Origin of the sequence: Archangium minus (assembly GCF_044360475.1) — a bacterium.
Classification (GTDB): Bacteria; Myxococcota; Myxococcia; order Myxococcales; family Myxococcaceae; genus Archangium; species Archangium minus.
This window is the reverse complement of the sequence record NZ_CP043494.1, coordinates 7,715,569-7,736,510: the sequence shown is the minus strand read 5'-3', so window position 1 is coordinate 7,736,510 and position 20,942 is coordinate 7,715,569. Positions and strand designations below refer to the sequence as shown.

Sequence of the window (20,942 nt, the reverse complement as noted above, 5' to 3'; positions counted from 1 at the left end):
GTGACCTCAGGAGGACCGGATGCCATGTCCAGGCCCGTTCGGGTGGGGGACGTGGCGCCCCCAGTCTACGTCCGCGTCCGGGTCTGTGCACCCCGGCCCGCGAGGGCCACTGCTCTCGGGCCCTCTCTTCAGGGCAACTCAGCCACCGGAGGGAAGTGGGTAGAGCCGGAGCCGGTGACCTTCTGCACGGCGTAGCCACGCAGCGTTCCCACGCGCACGGTGTCAGTCCAGTGGAAGACGGCTCGGCGCCGCACCACCTCGGTGCGCAGGTCATCTGGGCAGATGAGCTCCACCCGCGCGGGTTCCGGGGCCCAGGCGAAGCGGGCGCACTCCACCTGCTCGTCGTTCGCCCCGGGAGGCTGCTGCCGGCGAAGCAGCGCGTAGGCCGCCTCGGGGACCGGCGTCACCGGTTCGGCGGAGATGCCCACGGTGAGAGAGACATCCGTCGGCTCGGCCACGCGCCCGGTTCGCGGAATGGACAGCTTCAGCAACAGTGCTTCGCCCGGGGCCAGGCCGCTCGGGCTGGAGCCCTCGCGCAGGTCCAGCAGCGACAGGGAGAACAGCTCCTTCGGCGCGAGCTCCACCGAGGCCACGTCCTCGCCGTTGTGCCTCAGCGTCAGTGGCCGCGCGACGCCACCGACGCCCACGCGCTGGAAGCTCAGCCGGGCCAGGACGCTGGTGTCATCGTCCTCCCAGTCGTGCCGCAGCGATATTCGCGCCGTCGGGTCGTACTCGCCGCGGTCCGTGGCCAGCGTCACCGTGCGCAGGATGCGCTGGAGGTTCTCCTCGGAGCCCTGCTTCGTCTTCACGATCTGAGACGCGCGCTTCGTCGTGGAGGCCAGGCTGCGGTTGTACTCGGGGTCCTCGAAGTGCAGGAACACCGGCTCCAGTGGCAGTGGCCGGGCCTGCGGGTCCACCACGCGCAGCGGGTACGACAGCGTCTGGGTGAAGCCCGGCATGCCCACGCGCCGCCCGATGCGCGCCTGCACGGACAGCACCTGCCCGGGGCTCAGGCGACGCGTCAGCTCCTCCATGCCGGAGGCCAGCCGGAAGCGGTAGAGGCCTAGCTCCAGGGGCTCGGCCGCGCCGAACGAGAACACCTGCCCGTCGAGCGCCACCTCCAGCGTCACCGTCCAGTCCGCGAACGCACCGCCCGGCTCGGTGAGCGACGCCAGCACCAGGTCGCCTGCCCACGTGGCGGTGATGGCGCCGTGACGAGGCTCCACGAGCGACAGCTTGAGCCGGTGCTCGCCGCCCGCCTCCTCGGTGAAGTACGCCTCGTCCGACGGGGAGGGGGTTGCCAGCACCCCGCGCGCGGCCTCGAAGCGGCTGGCCCACGGGCGCAGCGCTTCTCCAGGAGAGTCGTCATTGTTCTCGGGCAGCGGCACCGGGCGGGGCACGCGGTGCTGCACCGGCACGCTGCCGGACACCATGCTCGTCCCGGCCTGCTCGGCGTCCAGCGCTGGATTCAGCCCCTGGCGCACGAGCTGCGCCCGCATCGCCAGCATCGCCCCGGAGCGCGCCCCCACCAGCGTGTGGCGCACGGCGCCCGGGAGCACCGGCTGCCAGCGCTTCAGGGGCTGCGGGTCCGCGGTGTTGAGCAGCCGGCGTGGGTTGAGTCGCGGCAGCCGTGGCGTGGGGAGCACTGGCAGCAGGGCCTTGATGGCCCGGGCACGGTACAGCGCCGGCAGGCCCGCGGTGGGCCCGTCGGCGGCGGACGCCGAGCGGAACTGCACGTGGTGCTGGAGCGCCTGCCACCACAGCACGCACCCGTCCGGTGAGTCGCCCACCGTGCCCGTCACGCCGTCCTGGCCCTGCGTGTACTGCACCGTGGCCGAGAGCGCCGAGTACCCCCAGGGCCACCGCTGCGACGGCTCCGCCGGGCTCACGGACGCGGGCCGGGCGGTGAGGTACAGCGGCTGCAAGCCCGTCACCTGTGGCGGCGCCAGCTCGGGCGCGCGCAGCGCCTCCGGCAGGGTGTGGCCGCCGAAGTGTCCCTCGCGGAAGCGCAGGTGCGCCGGCGGGGAGCGCAGCTTCAGCACTCGGCGGGTGAGGCCGCCCGGGCGGTCGAGATCCGGCACGAAGGAGAAGGCGTAGGCCGTCACCAGCGCACTCTCCGAGGCACTACCGGTTTGGCGCGGAGCGTAGACCTCCCGGAACCGGACCACGGCGATGGGTGACTCCGGCGTGAGGCGGCGGTGGTTCTCCCGCGCCCAGCTGAGCGCCGCGGCACGCGCCTGCGCCGCGTCCGCGCCCTCCCAGATGTAGCTGGCTGCGGGCAGCAGCGTGCCCGTGGCGCGGTCCAGGCACAGCAACTCCAGGACGGTGAGCCGCAGGCCCAGCGTCTGCCGTGCCGGCGCCGGCCGGAAGCCCAGGCCGAGGTAGGGACTCACCGCCAGGCTCATCGGGAGCGGGTTGGCCGCTTGTTTCGCGCGAGGCAACGCGGTGGCGGCCACGTGGCGCCGCAGCCCGGGAGGAGGGGAGAGCATTCCGCTGCTGGCGAGCCCCAGCGCGGTCAGCACCCAGCCGGCGGGCGGTGCCGCGGAGCTTGAGCCGGAGCGGGCGAGGCCCTGGGAGACGAGCAGTGCGCCCTCGCGCCACTGCAGCGGCGCTTCCGGCGGCAGGGGCGGAGGTACCGGCTCGGGCTGGCCGTCCGGCAGGGTGCTCGTGGCGGGGGGCCAGGCGCGGCGGAGCGGGTCGAAGGCGCTGCGCAGCGCGGTGCCGCGAGACAGCCGCGCCGGTGAGTCGGGCAGCGCGGCCAGCACACTCTGCAGGCCGGAGGGCTGCTCCTCGCGGGGCGGGTGCTGGACGCGGAACCAGCTCTCCTCGAGCGACAGCGGATCCAACCGGGACCAGGTATGTCCCACGGCCGTGTCCAGGCTGGCGAAGGTGAGGACCACGGGAGCCTGCTCGGCGAAGCCGGTCAGCGCCAGTGCCAGCGCGGGCGGCCGGGCATTGCGCGCACGGTGCACCGCGAGGTTCAGCACCGGGTCCACCTGGAGCACCGGGCCGAGTCCGGCCAGCGGCACCTGGGTGAGGTCCCGGGTGCGGTCCTGCAGGCGACCGAGGAAGGGCATTGCCAGCAGCAGCCACTTCGGGTCCGCCGGGTCGGTGGGGCCGTAGTCCTGCGGGTTGCTGAGGATGGCCTGCTGGATGCCTCCGGGCAGGAACTGCAGTGACGTCTGCGTCGCGCCCGTCACCGGCTCTTGCTTCACCCAGTGCGCGGCGCTGGCCTCCACCAGCAGCGTCCCGGGAGCAAGCGCGTCGAGTGCCGCCGGAGGCGTCTCGGCCAGCAGCGCGCGCACGCCCTTGCCCAGGGAGCCGGACAGCACGTCGCCCGCAGAGTCAGGCTCGGCCTCATCATCCAGGACGTGCAGCCGCTCGTCGCGGAAGCGCAGCAGGAAGGACTTCAGCACCGCGGGCGAGGTGAAGCGGACTTCCTGGAGCGCCGTCCAGCGCAAGTCACTCTCCTGGCTGAACGCGTCGAAGGCCTGGGTGGGGAGCACGGAGGCCAACTGGTGCTCCACCACCGCGAGGAACTGCCAGGACTTCCCGGTGGCCAGCTGGAACAGCAGCTCACCGTCCGCCACCTCCACCGTTCCCTGCGGCAGGAGGTGCTGGTTGAAGAGGATGCGCGCGGTGTGGCGCACGTGGTGCAGTGGCGCCGTCCCGATGGCAGGCACGGTGAGCTGCGCCTTCCCGGCGTCGTAGGCCAGCCGGGCGGGCCAGGAGATGAGGTTCTTGACCTCCAGGTACCCGTTGAGGAGCAGCGTCTCCACCCAGGACGCGTCGCGCGACTGGCCCGTGTAGCCAAACACCAGGTCACCCGCCGATGAGGCGAGCACCTGCTCCGGCGTGGGCCGTGCCGGGGACGTCTCCTCCTGGAGGAAGCTCCCCCAGCGGGAGGACAGCAGCGTCTCGGTGAACGAGGTGCGCAGGCGCAGCGTGGGCACGTCCGCCATACCGGCACGCGGCGACAGCACGTCATACGACAGTGCCACGAAGCCCGGGGTCTCCCGCGGCTCATTGCCCTGGCCGGTGGACAGGTGCATGCCGGGCAAGAGCTGCAGGCTCGCGGTGTTGGAGCCCTGGGCGGATGGATGCGCCGTGTGCCAGGTGAACTGCAGCGCGCCCTCGGATGCCACCAGCGGCAGCTCGGCGGAGGGGGGAACGTCCAGGGGGATGTCGTCGAACAGGTGACCGGCCTCCCAGGCCGCGGTGCCCGCACCCGCTCCCCCGTGCACGTGGAAGCGCACGTCCGCGCGGAACACCGAGCGGTCCGAGCCCTGGGCCCACTCAGGCCCCGTGTCGCTGGCGGAGGCAAACCGCCAGAGGATGGGCTGCGCGCGGGGGCCCGAGGGCATCGAGCGGATGGCCTGGCCCAGGCGAACGGCGAGCACCACCGACAGTGCATGCTCTCCGGTGGCGAGTTGGAGCTGGAGCGCGACCTCCTTGGGAGACAGCGGCTCCTTGGGGTCCAGGCTGGACGCGACGACGCGGACCTTCACCTCGGGCACGGCGCGCTGGAAGGTGAGCCCGGGGAGGGGAACGCTCCATGGGGCGCCGAACAGCAGGAAGGCGAGTCGGACTCCACTCACCTCCAGCCGGTTCCCATTCGCGCCGAGCGCCAGGCCGGTGAAGACCAGGCGCGGCGCATCCCCGACCTCGCCGCCGGGCAGCGCGAGCGGCCACTCGACCTCGGGCGCGGGCGCACCGGGGCCGGCGGACTCGAGCGCGAGGCCGGTGAGGGCCAGGCCTCCCAGGCCCCGGGTGAAGGTGGCGCGGATGGCGTTGCCCAGGTCCTCCAGCTCGCCGGCGCCGGGCACGGGCAGTTGGAGACGGCCCACGACGTCGACTCGGGAGACGCCTCCCGCGTCGAAGGCCACCGTCTCCAGAGTGAGCGGGTAGAAGCCCAGGCCGAACAGCGAGAAGGTGCCGGAGGCGCCAGGCGCGAGGCGCCACTCGTAGCCGTTGAGATGGTTGCGCTCGCGGGCGCCGGCGTCGGGGTCATTGATGTCCTGGGCCACCGCCGAGCGGCTCCGCGAGCGGAGGAAGCCGTCCGGGGCGACGGGCAGATCCCTAAACCAGAAGCGCCAAGGCGAGCCGTCCTCTCCGGTATCCAGCGAGAGGGCCTCGAGCGTGGAGACCAGCTCCAACCGGGTGGGGGACTCGTGCAGGCGCACGGGGGTGCGAAGCAGTGTGCCCTGCTGGCTGGTGGCGCCGCGCCACAGTCCGCGCTGATCTCTCAGACCGTCCGCGCCCGTCTGCGCCGCCATGCTGCCTGCGGTGACGTGGTAGGCCCCGTCGGGCACCGTGGCCTCGGGGGCGAGCCGCTGGAGCGCGCCATTGCGCTCCACAAAGGCGCCAGAGAAGCCCTCCAGTGCGCTCTCCTCCCGCAGGGTCAGTGCGCCGACGCCGTCGCCCACCGTCAGCCGGCCGGGGTACATCCGCGTGTCCAGCGTGGGCGTCACCGTCCAGGGCAGCGGCTCGATAAGCGCGGGCACCTGGACCGTCCCGCCGGAGGTGGTGAACACGTTGACCGCGTCGCCCGCCGCCAGCGTGGCCAGCGTGGACAGCTGCTGCCAGTGGTCCGCCAGCGTCTCGCGCGTCAGGGGCTTGAGAGGCTCGGGAGGCGGGGTGTCCGCCGCCGGTGACACCTGGGCCGGGTCCTTCACCGGCTCTTTTATCCGAGCCAGCGCCTGCACCTCGTCCGTATACGGCAGGTCGAAACGGAGCTGCGTGCCCAGCTGGAGGCTCGCGTCCACCGGCAGCCCGCCCACCCCGGACCGGGGGGAGAGCTGCAGGCCCGGCAGTGAGAGCGCGGCCATGGGCAGGTCCGCCCGCGTCTTCCACTCGCGTGCCGCCACTGCGGGGGTCTGGCACGAGGGCCATGCCGAGGCGCCGTTGCTCCCCGCCACGCCGAAGCGCCAGCCGTCGGGCAGTTCCAGACCCGTGGCCGAGTCACGCTTCACCGGCAGCTCGAAGGGCGCGAGCTGCCGGCTGGCGCTCGGGTGGTTCGCCGGCACTCGGCTCTGGGTCAGTGGCAGGGCCTGCACCATGGGCAGAGAGGCATGGCGGCGCCACACCAGCGCCAGGTGCGAGGAGAACAGGTTCGCAGGCAGCAGCTTCGCGGCCACCATGCGCGCCAGCACCGCCGCGTCCGCACCCCAGGACAGGGACCACGCCTCCAGCGTGGGCGTCACCGAGGCAGCCCCGGAAGGCCGAGCCAGCTTCAGCCGGTCGATGGACAGCGTCACCACCGGGGGGAACACCACAGGGGGCGACACCGTTCGCAGCGGCACGGACCGCAGGCCGCCCGTCCAGTCATCCAGGCCCGGCAGCGCGTCCTCCACGCTCGGCGCTTGTGTGCCCAGCCACACCAGACCATTCACCGTCACTTCGGGCGCCGTCACCGCCAGCGTCACGCCCCGGAGCGTCAGCGGCGCGTCCGCTGGCCCCGAGGTGCGCGCCAGCGTCCACGTGCCGCTCAGCGCCTTCACATCGGTGAGCGCCAGGCTCCAGGGCTGCTCGCTATGCCCGGCGGCAGGGGCATCCGGGCGGTCATTGCCGTACGACACCGCCCCCTGCAGCACCACCGCCGGCGGGCGCTCGGGGAAGCTCGCCAGCTCCGCGTCGAGGTACATCTGCTCGGTGAGGTTGGGGACCGGCAGCTGCGCCCAGCCATCCTCCAGGCGGAGGAATGCCCACAGGACAGAGGGAGAGACGGGGTTCGCCTCGTCACCGGGGGCCCACTCCGGGGAGGGGAGCTGCTGGTCCTGGCGCACTGCGCGCGCCACCTCCACCGGGCTGAAGGCCACCTTCACCTGGGCGAGGGTGAAGTCCTCACGCCATGCGCCGTCCGCGAGGGCCGCTTGGTAGGCCAGGTCCTTCGTGGCGGCCCCGGGGCCCACGCGCACGGAGACCTCCACGCCCTGGGTCGTCCGCCTTACCAGGGCGTCGCTCAGCAGCGCGCGGGCCAGCGACGTGGGCGGGTTGCGCGAGTCGTACGGCGTGCTGTCGCTCAGCAGCAGGCTCAGCTCCCCGGAGCCCACGTGCAGGGGGAGCTCGGTCGAGGCCTCGCGCCAGGGGATGATGTCCCAGTACAGCTTCGGGACGGCGCGGGGGTTGGAGGCCTCCAGGGTGACCCACGCGGGGCCCTGTGTGGACGTCGGACCCAGGGTGGGGTTGCCCGGGCTCAGCGCGGCCGACAGGCGCGTCCACGCCGAGGACAGTGCGGCGCGCTCGGCGGGGGAGAGGCGCTCCTCCTCGAGGGCAAGGCGATAGCCGGGCACAGCCGCGTCCAGGCCGGCGGGACGCGGGTCCGGCAGGTACTTCGCCAGCAGGAACGGCGCGGCGAAGCGCTCGGCGGCTTGGGGCTCCCAGGGAAGCACAGCGCGGCCGAATACCGAGAGCCCGCTTGCGTGCGCGGAGAGCACGGCGGTGAGGCGCGCGGGGCCCGTTACCTGCCGTGACGCCAGCGGCGCCTCCTCCAGCTTCAGCGCATGGAACAGCCGAGTGCGCGCGTTGCTCTCGGGCTTGAGGACATCCAGGCTCAGCTCTCCCGCGAGGCACACCAGCTCCAGGCTCTTCCTCGAGCTCAGCTCCAGGCCCGCGGACGGCCTGCCGCCCTTCTTCTGCTCCTCCGCCGCGGCCGGAGCGCCGCCCAGGGTCGAGGCGCCAGTCTTGTCGCTCTTCGGCCACGTCCACTGCGCGGGGTCCGTCTGGGCCAGCAGCAGCGCGAGCGAGCCGTCGAGGATTTTCTGCTTCAGCTGCGCCGGGGTCAGCGGGTCGGTGGGCGCATTCTGGCCGATGCCCCGGACCCACCGGTAGCTCGTCCCGGCCACCGGCGTCACCTCGACGGACCGGACGTGGCACAGGACAATCACGGTGCCCGGGAGCAGCACGGCCTTGCCGCCCACAGCGCGGGGCGCGAGGTCGAGGAAGAGCTGCCGGAACTCGTACGGTCCGTTGCCTCCTCCCGTCTGCACCACGTCCACCTCGGCGCGCCAGAAAGGCCCGCGCACCACCGCCTTCTTCAAGTCGATTGTCGAGGACATCGGGTGGCTCCTGTGAGCGGGTTAGAGCGGCAGTGGGTCCAGGGGGCGCGCCTCACCAGGCCTGGCGCTCCCCCGGCGTGTCCGGATGTGCAGCGCCCGGTTCTCCATGCCCTTTGCCTGCGAGGCTTCGTACAGCCGGACAACGGACGCCCGGTCCGCGCCGGAGGTGAAGGCCGCGCGCAGGAGGCCCGCCTCCTCGCGCGTCATCAGGCCATGGTGCCGCAGCAGGGCGCGGCCCAAGGTGAGCTGGTTCGCCAGCGGGTGCCCCGCGTCCAGCACCGGGCGCACGGGCACGGTGAAGGGCACCTCCGTCACCCGGGTGTCCAGCTCTGCCACCATCGAGGCCACTGCCTCGAGGAAGGGCGCGTCGCCCGGCAGGGCCAGCAGCGCCGCCCGCTGCGAGGCATCATCGAAGTGCCCGCGCCACTCCACCTCGCGCGGGGTGATGAACAGCTGCGCGTTGAGCGCCACGGACAGGTCCTCCTGCCGAGGCCGGCGCACCACCGGCTCCATGGGCACCTCCTGGTCCGCGTCGATGGCCAGGACCAACGCCACGACGGCCTGCGCGAAGTCCACGTCTCCCACCAGCGCCAGCAGCGCCGCACGCTGGGCCTCGTCCGGCGCTGGCGCCGTCCACCGCAGCGTGCCCGGCCCGTACGTCAGCTGGCCGCGTAGCACGTCCGGCAGCGCGTCTGCCTCGGGGCGTACCACCTCCGCGGGGATGTCCACGCTCCGGAACATGTCGGACACTTGGGCCATGAGCCGCTGGACGCCCGCGACGAAGGCCGGGTCGCCCGTCAGCGCGAGGCAGGTTGCCTTCTGCTCATTCGTCGGCAGCGCGCCTCGCCACTCCAGCCGAGTCGGGGACAGGATGAGCTGGTTGATGGACGCAGGCAGCGTGTCCTGCGTGGGCCGCCGGGGCGGAGGTGCCGCCAGCGGCACCGAGCGGTCCGTGTCGATGGCCGCGAGCAGCCGGGCCCGGGCGTCCAGGAAGGCTGCGTCGCCCTCCAGCGCCGCCAGAGCGGTTCGCTGTGCGGCAGTGGGCGCGGGGCCTTCCCACCGCAGCGCGGTGTCGAGCAGGACCAGCCGGTCCGCCAGCACGGGAGGCAACTCCGACGGAAAGGGCCGCGCCGGAGGCAGTGGCCGCCGGGTATCCGCCGCGTCCATGGCCTCGGCCACTTCCCGCATCGCGTCCGCCAGTGCCGCCACCTGGGCCCAGCGCGCCACCTCTGTGCGGTGCTCGGGGAACAGCGACCCCGTCCACCGCACCGTTGCGTAGGCCGTGCCCTCCGTGTTCCGCGTCAGCGCGGCCTTCCCCTGCAGAGAGGCAGGAATCGGCTCGGGGCCACGAGGCGCGGACGCGCGGACCACCCTGTCTGGAGCCGCGCCCGTGCCCGCGGTGATGAGCGTCTCCACCGCGCGCAGGAACTCCGCGTCTCCTCCCAGCGCGCGCAGCGCCTGTGCGTCCGCCTGTGAGACAGGCCCCACCCACGACAGTGGCAGCTCCTCGGGCATCACGAAGTCCACTGTGTCCGCTAGGTCCCCGGGCACGGGCACCGCGCCAGACACCGGCTCCAGCGCGTACCAGCCGTCATGCACCCGGTCGAGCACCGTCTGGTCCGCGGCGTCGAGCAGGTTCAGGGCGCGCCGGTCCGCGTGGGTCATCACTCCCGCGAAGGCCAGCTGCCGCCCACGGAACTCCAGCTTCACCTGCGTGGCATCGTCGAGCGCCGCGCGCTCGTCGTCCGTGTACGGCCGGGACAGCTCCACCTCCGTCACTTGCACCAGCGTGACGCCCAGCACGAAGCGGTCCTCCTCCGAGCCGCGCGCAGCGGCGGGCAGCGTCAGCCCCGCCACTGAGGCCAGGAAGCGCGAGCCGAGCTGGCGCACCTGGTACTGCTGCGCCTGGTGGTCGAAGAACAGCTCCGCCTGCACCTCGACGTTGCCAGCGTTGGACTCCACCACCTGGTACACGGTGTCCAGGTCCGGAACCCAGGACGGCTTGCGCTTGCCGAGCTCGGGTGCCTCGCTGCTCCACCGCTCGCGGGCGGAGGGCGGCAGCGACTCCCACAGGCGGCGCAGGGGGATATGCAGCCCGCGCGCCCGCAGGTCCACCACGCCGCTCTCTCCCTGCTTCGCGAAGGGCGAGGACCACCCCTCGCGGTACACGCCCTCCACGCGGGCGTACGGTTCAGGGGCGAGGTACTCGAAGTCTCGCTGGCGGACCTCATTCAACCTGGAGACAACGCTGTTCGTCTGGGCCACCAGCAGCAGCCGGTGCTCGTAGTAGAAGGGCAGCGCCTCCCACTGCACCACCTGCGCGCCGCGCTGGAAGGCGCCCAGCCGCACCGGCAGATCCAGCGCGCGCGCTGTCGCGTCGCCGACCGGCCGAGACAGGTCCACGTGCGTGGGCCGCGCGGGGAGGGCACCAGGCAGCGCCGGCCAGTGGCCCTCCACCAGGTCCAGCGCCGGGGGCTCGGACAGCGACGCCGCTGTCTTCAGCTGCTCCAGCCACTCCGGGAAGGCGAAGGCGCGCAGCAGGGTGAAGGCCACCTGCCGGAAGCCCAGCTGCCGCGCCAGCGTCTGGTTGCGCTCGGCCAGCGCTTGCTCCTCGTGCTGGCCGACAATCACCTCCCAGGTGCTGCCGGGCGCCGCGGGGTTGGCCGGCGTACCGGGCGCGTCCAGTCGGCCGGAGAAGAGCACCAGCGGCGAGTCCACCGGGCGGATGCGGTCCAGCACCACGTCCAGGCCGCCCACCCGCGGGTCCGGCAGGGTCTCCGGTGTCGCAGGGAGCTGCGTGTACAGCCGGGGAGACTGGCGCAGGCTGTCCCAGAGCAGGTCATACCGCCCATAGGGTCGCAGGTAGAACCGGTAGTTGTGCGCCCACGGGTCCTCGAGGATGTGGTCATACGTCAGCCGCCCGCTCGCGTCCGGCGAGGCCTGGGCGGGAGCCCCCACGCGCGGGTACGCGGTCGCGAACCAAGGACCTTCCGGAGCCATCGCCACATCGTCGCCTCCGGTGAGGCCGTCCATGCGCCCGGTGTGGTCGAAGAACCGCTGCGCCCACGCCAGCACGTCTGGCAGCACGCGCTTGAGCTCGCTGCCCGACGTGGGCACGCGAATCTTCTGGGCCTCCGGCAGCGCGGGGTCAGTGCTGCTGAGCGACTCCGTGTACCGTCGCAGCCGCTCCCACTGCGCCGCCGCCAGCGAGCCCGTGTCCGGCGCGAATGCCGCCGCCAGCTCGTCCACGGTGGAGACGAAGGTCGCCGAGCGCTCATCCGTGACGGAGAAGGTGGACGTGCTCAGGCCCAGGATGAGGGCTACCGCGTCTGCCTCGGTGGCCCCCAGCAGCTCGAGCAGGCCTTCCCGGTCCTCCAGCGTGTGGGGCGACTGCTTCACGATGAGGTAGGGCGTTGGCTCGGAGCGGTACTCCAGCCAGGTGCCGAACTGGGCGGCCAGCTCGGTGCGCTGCTCGGCGCTCAGCGGCTGCTTCAACAGCACACCGAGGTCCGGCAGGTTATCCGCCGGCCGCGTCACGCTGGAGCGCAGGGGCGCGCGCAGCAAGAGGCGCAGCCTGCCGCTCGCGGGCACGCGCCAGTCGCGGCGCAGCCGCGTCAGCTCCAGGTCCGGTTCGGTCGCGAGCTCCGTCTGCCCGGCTGCGGGGTCTCCCGCGTCGACGAGGCTGCAGCGCATGCCTTGCTCCATCAGAAACAGCAGCCCGACGTCCAGGCCTGCGGGGGCCTCCACGTCCAACGTGCTGTACACCGCCGTCTGCCGCACCACCGGACGCAGGCTGACCTGCACCCGCGCCAGCAGCCCGTCCAATGGGGCGGCAGCGCCCTGGAGGGAAACGGCGCGGCCCGGCTGGAAGAGCAGCTCCACGTGGGCGTGGGGGGTCACGTCGGGGACGGGGCTGCCCGTCTCGTCCGTCCCTCGCAGCACGCCTTCCCAGGCCAGCGCCGCGTGCACGGTGCGCAGCAGCTCCGCCGGGCCCACCACCTCGCCACCCACCTGGGCATTGGCCGCAGACGGCTCCACGCGCAAGGACAGCGTCACGCTCAGGCCCAGCCGCTGCAGCACGCTCCAGCCGTACGGGTCGGCCCGGGGCGCGGTGACGCGGAGGAAGTCCGCGAAGCTGCCGGGCTGCGCGGGCGGGCTCGCCTGGAGGTCCACCACGAACGCGGGCCAGGACGCGCCCTCGGGCGGGAACTGCAGCAGCTTCACCAGCCGCTGCAGGGCCGGGTGCAGCGCCGTGGCGCGGAAGCCGCCGCCATCGGTGAGGCCCGGCCACTCCGGCCAGACCAGGATGGACTCGCGCCAGGAGAACCAGGGACCCAGCGGGTTCTCCGAGCCCTCCGCGCGCGACGCCGGCTCCTTGCGCCGCTGGAGGGTGCTTGGATACCAGGCTTCCCACTGGTTCGTGGCCAGCGTGTCGCCCGGCACCAGGGCCAGGTCCTCCGCGGGCAGCATCTGCACTTCCTGGAGCACCCGCAGCGCGCGCGCCAGCTTCTCCGGATCCACGAAGGTCTCCGTGGTGTGCGCGTCGGCGTCCAGCTCCAGCAGGCGGTAGCCGGCGTACAAGTCCAGCGGGTGCTCGGCTGCGCCGCTGGGGCCCTGGTTCCACCGGAACCGGATGCAGCGCAGGTTGCCCGGGTGAAGCTGGTGCGTCACGCCGCCCAGCTCCCCGCGATCCAGGCCCTCCAGCACGCTGGAGAACCGACCCCAGTCCGCGCCCGCGTCCGCCCCCGCCGGCGTGGGCATGGGGAAGTGCGCGTCACCCACGGTGGCGCGCTGGTCCTCGGGGGGCAGCAGCGGCAGCCTCGTGGGGAAAGGGAGCCACTCCAGCTCCGCCGGGCGCCGCTCCTCGCGCCGCTCGGTGTCCGGCACCGGGCCCGAGTACGTCTCACTGGAGCGCTCCACGCGCAGCAGCAGCTGCACCGGCGCTAGGGCAGACGGCACGCGGTTGACCGACACCGTCTGCAGGAAGAGCCGCCAGGACTCGGGCCGCCATGCGCCCCGGGGCAGCACGCCGCGGGCCTCCAGCTCCTCGGGCGTCACCTCGGCGAAGCGTGCCTGCCGGGGCCCCTGCGGGTTCAGCTCGATGCGCACGTCGGTGGGCAAGGGGCGCGCGTTGCTGGTGGGCAGTGAGCGGGCGCGAGGCCGCTGGGTGGCGCTGTCCAGGCCGTAGCTGCCAATGGGCAGCGAGCTCTCTCTCCGGAACACCAGCACGTACTTCTCCACGGGCACCTGCGGCCGGTCATCGCTGGCCGAGGGCTCGGACCACTCGACGAAGAGCCGATCGGGCCGCACCACCTGCGGGGTGGTGGAGTCGTGCACGTCCAGCGCCGAGCGCTCCAGTCGGTAGCGCACGGTGCACTCCGCGTTGACGGGGACGAGCGGCGGCTCGCTGGGGTAGCGCGTGGCCACCAGGGTGAGCGGCCGGCCCGCATTGCCGGCGAAGTCATACGGGGTGATGGTGTACAGGTAGCTGCGGCCCTCGGCGGGCAGCGCCGCCAAGTCGTCCAGCGTCTCCTCGTTGAAGTGGTCCACCAGCTGGAAGCGCGGACGCAGTTGGCGGAGCACGTCATTGCCCTCGGCGTCCGTCCCGCGGTGCAGCGTCTGCGCGCCCTTGAGGGTATAGACGGTCTCGGGCGCGTTGCTGTCCAGGCTGCGCCGGCGGACGTGGTAGTGCACCAGGTGGTGCTCGGGCGAGCGCTGCGCCTCCGTCAGGTTCTCCCCGGGCGGCGTCTCCCAGACGAGGTCCCACGCCAGGGCGATGGTGCGTGCGTCGGTGAGCTGCTGCACCCGCTGGAACTGCGGCGGGTTCCGCGCGAAGTCCGTGTTGCGGACGTTGAAGGTGCGCACCTCCATGGGCGCGCCCGCGCAGACCAGGTCATCCGGCCCCAGGCGCTGCCGGACGGTAGGCGTGGGCTCGCCAGGCTCGGCGACGTCGTCCAGCCACTTCGGCGTGCCTCGCACGCGGAACACCAGCCCCATCTGAAAGGCCACCGACTTGCGCACCAGCAGCAGCAGCTCGGGATCGTTCCGGTCCGCGGCTGCCGTCCAGGCGCGCAGGTCCGCCACCATGTCGTGCACCACCATGCCGCGCATCTGGTGAGCCTGCTCCTGCTTCTGCAGGGTCCGCTGCTCCGTCGGGTCTCCGGGCACCTTCGCATCGGCGCGGTAGATGGTGGTGGCGTCGTTGTACGCGTCGGCGAGCAGTCGCTCGTACTCCACCTTCGGGTCTCGTTTGAAAAAGGGCGAGCCGCGGAACTGTTCGACGGCGCCGCGGACGGCGGCCTCGAAGGCGGTGTCGGACGGGTTCTGGACGCGCTCGTCTTCCACCGTCCGGGCGCCGGGCAGCGGGTCCGGGTCGGAGATAGGCTGGTCCTCGTCATCGGTGACGAAGGCATTGCGCAGGTACTGCTGGAGCGTCAGGTCCTGCTGCGTGGGCTCGCCCTCCACTGCGGTGCCGGTAGCATCGAGGGGGTGGCTCTCGCCGGACTCCAGCACGGCTTCCCACCGGGCGCGCCAGGAGGCGCGGATGGTGCCTTCCGAGGCCACGCGCTCCACCCAGTCATCGGTGAGCGGCTCGTACTGCCACATCCGGTACGTCTCGCCCTGCGCGACGGGGACCTCCAGCTCGAAGTCGTGGTAGCCGCCGTCGTAGGACGTGCCATCTGGCGGCGGGACGGGCAGGAAGCCCACTTCCTCCACCTGCCGGCCGTCCTCGTCGCGCTCGCCTCGGGGCAGGAGCACGAAGTGGTGTTCGCCGTCGGGGTTGGCGTCGCGCACCACGAATACGCTGTAGCCGGGCACCTGGAACGGGGCCCGGGTGACGGAAGCCCTTCGGGGTGCGGCGGCCAGCTCTGGCGCGGTGGCCATCAGGGCGCGAGCGCCTTCGCCCGCCCGGAGCGGGGTGGCCCCTTCGGTGCCCGGAATCCCCTCCACGTCCGTGGCCTCCAGGCCATACTGGAGCACCCGATCCGTGCGTTGGCGGGCCGTCGTCACCGCGCCCTCGTTGAGGCCCAGGTTGACGCTCAGGTGGAAGCGGCGGCCCATCACCGCCACACTCAGCGTGCCCCGGCCCCGCAGGCCGACACCGCTGGCGGACAGTCCCACCAGACCCACCTCCAGCCCGGCGGTGAAGTCGATGCCGAAGCTGAAGCGGAACGTCTTGGTGATCTTGATGAAGCCCAGCTTGAGGCGGATCCAGAACTCGATGCTGAAGCGGATATGGGCCTCGATGCCGATGCCGCCATACAGCGCCGAGTCACCCAGCGGATTCCTGAGCGACAGCAGGCCGATGTAGCGCGCGCCGAAGGCCACGTGGGCGGAGGCGCTGACGCGCACGCCGACGATGCCGAGGTTCAGCTCGGCCTTCACCTCCAAGCTGGCGCGGGCCAGATAGCTGGTGCCGGTGACGAACTCATCGCGCGACAGCCGCCAGATGAAGCCGCCCCGCATCTCCGCCTGCAGCGGGCCCAGCTTCTGGCTCCAGCGCAGCATGTTGGGCCAGCCCAGCTCGTAGTGCAGCAGGCCGGGCTCCACCAGCAGCGTGGCGGAGAACTGCACGCTCTGCAGCGCCTTCTCCACGAACTCGGGCAGCGGCGGGTGCGGCCCCAACTGCCCGTTGGGGTTGGACGCCACGTGTGCCAAAAAGCGCTTCTGCCGGGGCGACAGCAGCACGAAGCCGGAGAGGAAGGGCCGCTCGCGCAGGCCCTTGTAGTTGCTGACGTAGTCGTAATAGTTCGCGTTCAGCCAGCCGCGCACCGCCATGAAGAAGGTCAGGTCGCTGCGGAAGGCGATGACCGCGTCGAGCAGGAAGAGGCAGGCGATGAGCCGCTCGGCGTTCTCGTCGTAGTGCAGCGGCGAGGCCGACGCGGATGTCTGGGAGATGAGCGCCCGCAGGACGATGGTCCACCGCGGGTCCTCGCCCGGCTCCTCCAGGTCCAGCGCCCAGCGGTCTCTCTTGGACAGGTCTCCCTGGGTGCGCGACAGCGTCTTCAGCTCGGCCAGCAGCTTGCGTACGTCGTTGGCGCGGTCCGCGGCCTTGATGCTGGCCAGCGTGTACCGGTACCCAAAGCCCAGCCCCACCTCGCGGATGTAGAGCTGGACGACGGGAATCATCAGCGACAGCCCACGCCCCTCCAGGTAGATGAACCACGCGCGCAGCCAGGGGCTGTTCTCGTCGCGGCGCACGCGCAGGAAGGCGAACGCTGCCGCGAAGGTGGGCAGGCCCTGGATCTGCAGCGTGCCCTCACCGGAGAAGCCCTTGGCGGTGGCGCTGTCCTCGAAGTCTACCACGCCATTGAGCCGGAACGCCGCGCCCAGGTTGAGTGCCACCGGCAGGTTGGCGAAGTGCAGGCGCGGCAGGAAGGAGCCCGGCTTGGGCAGGCCAATGTAGAGGCGGTGGTAGTCCACCCGCGTGTCGGGTGTGTCGCCCGCGCCCTGGGCGAACTTGAGCTGGCCGGTGAGCAGCATGGCCGGGTCGCCGTCGAACACGTCCGCCTGCGGCACGAAGCCGATGCCGCGCAGCTCCAGCTCGAAGGCGCCCAGGAAGTTGAAGGACAGCGGCCGGGGCAGCTCGATGAGGAAGCGGACGTGCTTGGCGATGACGCGCGTGTCGCCCGTCAGCGGCGTCTCCACCAGGTCGATGCGCAGGGTGGGCAGCAGCGCCAGCGCGCCCTCCGCATCATCCCCCGGCGCCAGCTTGAACTGCGCGCTGCCGGTGAGGGTGAAGTAGAGGTGGAAGCCACCCTCGTTGACGAAGCGCAGGCCGAGCGCGTCGATCTGGAACTCGAAGCGCGTGCCCTGACAGTGCAGCAGCTTGGAGCCGCGCAGCCGCGCGCCGCCGGACACCAGGGCGAGCGCGCCGTTGCGCTGCGCCAGCTGCAGCGAGATATCCGCCATGGCGTCACCCACCAGCGCCGGGGGCAGCGGACCGGAGCCGGAGAGGGTGAAGTCCTGGATTTCATTCTCGATGATGACCAGCCGGCTGTCCGTGAAGCGGAAGCGCGTGTCGATGCCGTTGAGCCGCGCCGGCTTGTCGGTGACGGTGGCGGTGACGTTGAGCCCCTTGGACCCGAGCGCGAAGTCGGTGATGGCGAAGACGATGGGCTCGTTGCTGACGTGGAGGTACTCCACCTCGAACGCCGCCCCGGGCGCCTGCTGGAGCTGGTAGTTGTGGTCCTTGGTGGCCAGCGTGAAGAGGTGCCACTTCGTGCTGCCGTCCTGCTGCGGCTCGGCGGCGGCCTTGAAGCGCCAGCGCAGGCCCAGGTGCTCCTCCTGGGGCCCCAGCACTTCCGTCTGTGCGTACAGCTTGAGCCCCTCGTTGTGCTTCACCTCGAACGAGAAGGTGTGCCAGTTGAAGACCAGCTCCGTCGTGGTCTGCAGGGAGAGCGGCCCGAAGTTGACGGTGATCTCCACGGGCAGGACGATGTTGACGCCGTCCACCTCCAGCGTCTTTGGCCGGACCTGGAGGAGCTGCTGCTCCCCGGGTGCGCCGCGGTCCTGCTTGAGGAACGGCAGGTCGAAGGGGAGGGCATCCGGGTTGAACTTGAAGTGGATGCCCCAGCTGTCGGGGTTGATGCCCGAGGCGTCCAGGTCGCTCACGTCACACAGGGACGCGGGGGAGCCGTAGTCCAGCGCGGGAAGCCTGCGGCGCAGCTGCTGGAGGAAGCGCGGCAGCTTCGCCTCGTTCCACTGGAAGTCGAGCAGCATCAGCGTCACCGGCTCGTTCGCGGTGAGGCCCAGGCGCAGCATGGGCTCCTGGGCGGGGCGCTCGGCGTCGCCCTGCACCTCACGCTCCTCGCCGCGCTCCCAGGCGAAGTCGGACAGCAGGGTGAGTCCCTGCTCGGGCGGGAGGGTGAGGCACAGCGCGGCCCGGGTGAGCGCGCGGTCCTTGCCCCCCAGCACCAGGCTGAGCTGCGCGTCGTCCGGCGTCTGGAGCTTCACGCCCGGCAGCGAGAAGGTGCGCGAGGTGCCCAGCAGCCCCACGTCCAGGCGTAGCTCGCGCAGCGGATCTCCGAACACGGCGCGCAGCGTGAGGAGGACAGCGGCGCCCTCCTCGGAGAAGCCGGAGGACCAGGTCAGCGCCACGCACTCCCTGCCCAGGTGGAAGCCGGCCACCTCGAGTGTGCTGCCCGGCTCGAACAGCCCGGGGACGTTGGCTGTCACCCGGATGTCCGTGGCAGTGAGCTCCAGCTCATTGCTCACTCGGATGTCGCCCTTGAAGGAGAAGCCCGTGGGATCTCCGCCGCCTCCCAGCGGATCGCCCAGCTGCAGGTCGATGCGCAGGTCGCGCAGGGTGATGGCAAAGCCGGTGGTGATGTCTACCTGGGCGGTGATGAAGGTGAGGCCGGAGCGGCGCTCTCCGAGCACCAGCTTCGCGCCGGGCTGGACGAACAGGGGAATGGCCAGCTCCTGCTCCAGCGCCAGCCAGACGGTGAAGGAAGAGCCTCCGACGATGGGGCGCGAGCGGTAGTCGAGCACCCAGATGCCGCCGAAGAGCTGGCGGAGGGCGGTCTCACCGAAGGGCCCCGGGGGCAGCACGACGTCTTTGAGGAAGGCATCGAGCCGTCCCAATGAGCGGTAGATCGGCATGGGTCCTTGTGCGGGGCTAGAGAGGGCGTTCGTCCGGGCGAATCACCCAGAGCGTTCCGGAGATCTTCCCGGTCCAGTTAGGGGCGAGGTTGTTGTTCCAGGCGTTGTGCGTGGCTTGCCGGCCCAGGCCATTGAGCTGGGCGAGCTGGGCATCCTGGGTGCCGGGGCCGTTGAGCGCCTCGTGGTCCACCTGCTGGCGGTCGATGAGGTAGTCGCGCAGCGTGAAGTAGTCCGGGGAGGTGATGCACCCGGCGGAGCCGCTGCCGTTGCCCGTGTCGTGGGCATCGTGGATGCGGATCTCCGTCTTGCCGTTGCCCGGGTCGGCGGGGTTGGCAGGCGGAGCCACCCGGTCCTCGGTGACGGGCGTGGTGAAGTAGTAGCGCCCCTCGCGCACGCCGTCATAGGCCGCGTTGGGGTCGGTGACCTTGAAGCAGAAGTTGCGGAACTCCGAACCGCCGGAGCGGTAGCTGGAGATGTCGTAGCGGCGGTTGCCCCGGACGGATGACAGGCTGCCCGAGCCCGCGGCGTAGTTGCGCGACGTGTACGTGCTGAAGCGCACTTTCCCGTGCACGGCGCCGTTGTGCACCACGAACATCGTCGCGTCGAAGTGGTCGTAGTAGCGCAGCGCCAGCGCCGCGTTGGTGGGCGGGTTGGCCGGGCCCAGGTTGTAGGTCATGGCCGGCGGCTCGCCGCTGAGTCCCGCGGGGATGTGCCACGCGGACGTGCCGCCACCGAAGTCCGGCTGCCCGTCCAGCGTCACCGTGTGGTTCGTGTAGTCCCGGGCAATGATGCGGTAGGTGCGCTTGGGGCGGGCCTGGTCGCTGGGAAAGTAGATGGTATCGAAGTTGGGGTTGACCCTGCGGAGGTTGGGCGTGCCATCCAGCGACACGGTCTCGGTGGCGGGAGCCGCGGCCACTGTGGCGGCGCTGCCACTCAGCCGCCCGCCCAGTGCGTCGATGCCCACCACCACGGGGCGCAGGCTGATGCGCCAGGCCGAGGTACCGCCGGTCAGCGTGGGCGTCCCCTGCAGCCGGACGGTCCGGTTGGCCACGTTGACGGAGGTGATTTTGTAGTGGCGGTTGGGTCGGGCGGTGTCCGTCTCCAGGAACAGCAGATCCTTGTTGGCCCGCACCCGGTTGAGGTCCGCGGTGCCGTCCAGGGTGATGACGTTGCCCGCGGCTGTCGCCGCCGTGCCCTCGGGGTCCAGGAAGTCGACGGGGACGAAGTTGGGGTTAGGCGTAGGGGGCGGGCCCGGTAGGGTGGGCTCGAGCGGGACAGCACCCGCGGCCCAGGGGTCGTCGAAGTGCGCGTAGAACTCGGTGATGGCCTCCAGCTGGAACAGGTTGGCCCAGTCCAGGTCGTTGAACTCGAAGTGGGGCGCGGTGCTGCCCGCGGGGGCGTGGCCAGTGCGCGCCAGCAGCATCTGGCGGTACAGCGCCTTCTGGTTGTCTCCCACCTGGCGCCACTGCGCGTAGGTGAGGCTTCGCGAGCGCTTGAGCTCGTCCAGCACGGCCATGGAGAACACGGCGCGGGTCGTGGCCTGGATGGCCTGATCGGTGGTGAGGCCGGGGTCGATGGCCGGCCAGCGTTTGGGGGCCAGGACGAGGAAGGCATCGAGGACCGGCTGGGCGTCCTCCAGGAACGCCCGCATGTGATCGTAGACGAAGGAGGGGTCCACGGGGCTGCGCTGGCTCAACGCCGTGAAGCCCGCCTGCCGGGAGCCCGCGGGGGCACCGTGGGTGGAGGCCTGGCCAATGGCGTGCCCCGCCGTCACGGGGATGTCGAGGACGCCGCGCACCATCAGCGACACCATCTCCACGCGGACCAGGCCGGGCGGAGGGCTGTCGACGTCCAGCAGATCATCCAGCTGCGTCAGCAGCGAGTCCGTCTCCACGTTGAGGTAGGCGAAGCCGTCCAGCCCGCCGGCCTCCTGGGCGCGGGCGCGGAAGGCGGCCTCCTGCGCGACGGTGGGGGACAGGTGGAGGTACAGCGTCACCGTGGGCGGCAGTGGCTCGGTGTCGTCGGGCGCGACGACTTCCTCGTTGGGAGGAAGCGCGGCCGCGCCGGGAGGTAGCACGGAGAGCTTGCCGTCCGCAGCCGCCAGCAGCACTCCGTCCCCGGTGGTGCGCAGCAGCGTGTGCGTGTGAACGGTGGTGGAAGGCGCCGGCTCGGGGCCATAGCTGTGGACACGCGTCCAGGCAGCGGGTGTTCCGTCGTCGATATATGGCGGACGTATAAACAGCCGCAGCGGCTTCGCCATGCGTATCCCCCCCTTTGATG

General features: G+C 71.7%; 3 protein-coding genes. All 3 read right to left on the bottom strand.

All coding sequences use genetic code 11. The features are described 5' to 3' along the window. Window positions 1-128: 128 nt before the first annotated feature. The 3 genes from F0U60_RS31370 to F0U60_RS31360 are packed head-to-tail and all read right to left on the bottom strand — an operon-like array spanning window position 129 to window position 20,922. Window positions 129-8,057, bottom strand: coding sequence for a hypothetical protein (locus F0U60_RS31370; RefSeq protein WP_395805290.1), 7,929 nt, complete (start codon window positions 8,055-8,057; stop codon window positions 129-131). Between the two features lie 21 nt (window positions 8,058-8,078). Further along, a complete protein-coding gene (locus F0U60_RS31365; protein ID WP_395805288.1) occupies window positions 8,079-18,662 on the bottom strand; it encodes a hypothetical protein in 10,584 nt (3,527 codons plus the stop codon). 16 nt (window positions 18,663-18,678) lie between these two features. Further along, window positions 18,679-20,922, bottom strand: a complete 2,244-nt coding sequence (locus F0U60_RS31360; protein WP_395805286.1) for a hypothetical protein — start codon at window positions 20,920-20,922, stop codon at window positions 18,679-18,681. Window positions 20,923-20,942: the final 20 nt, after the last annotated feature.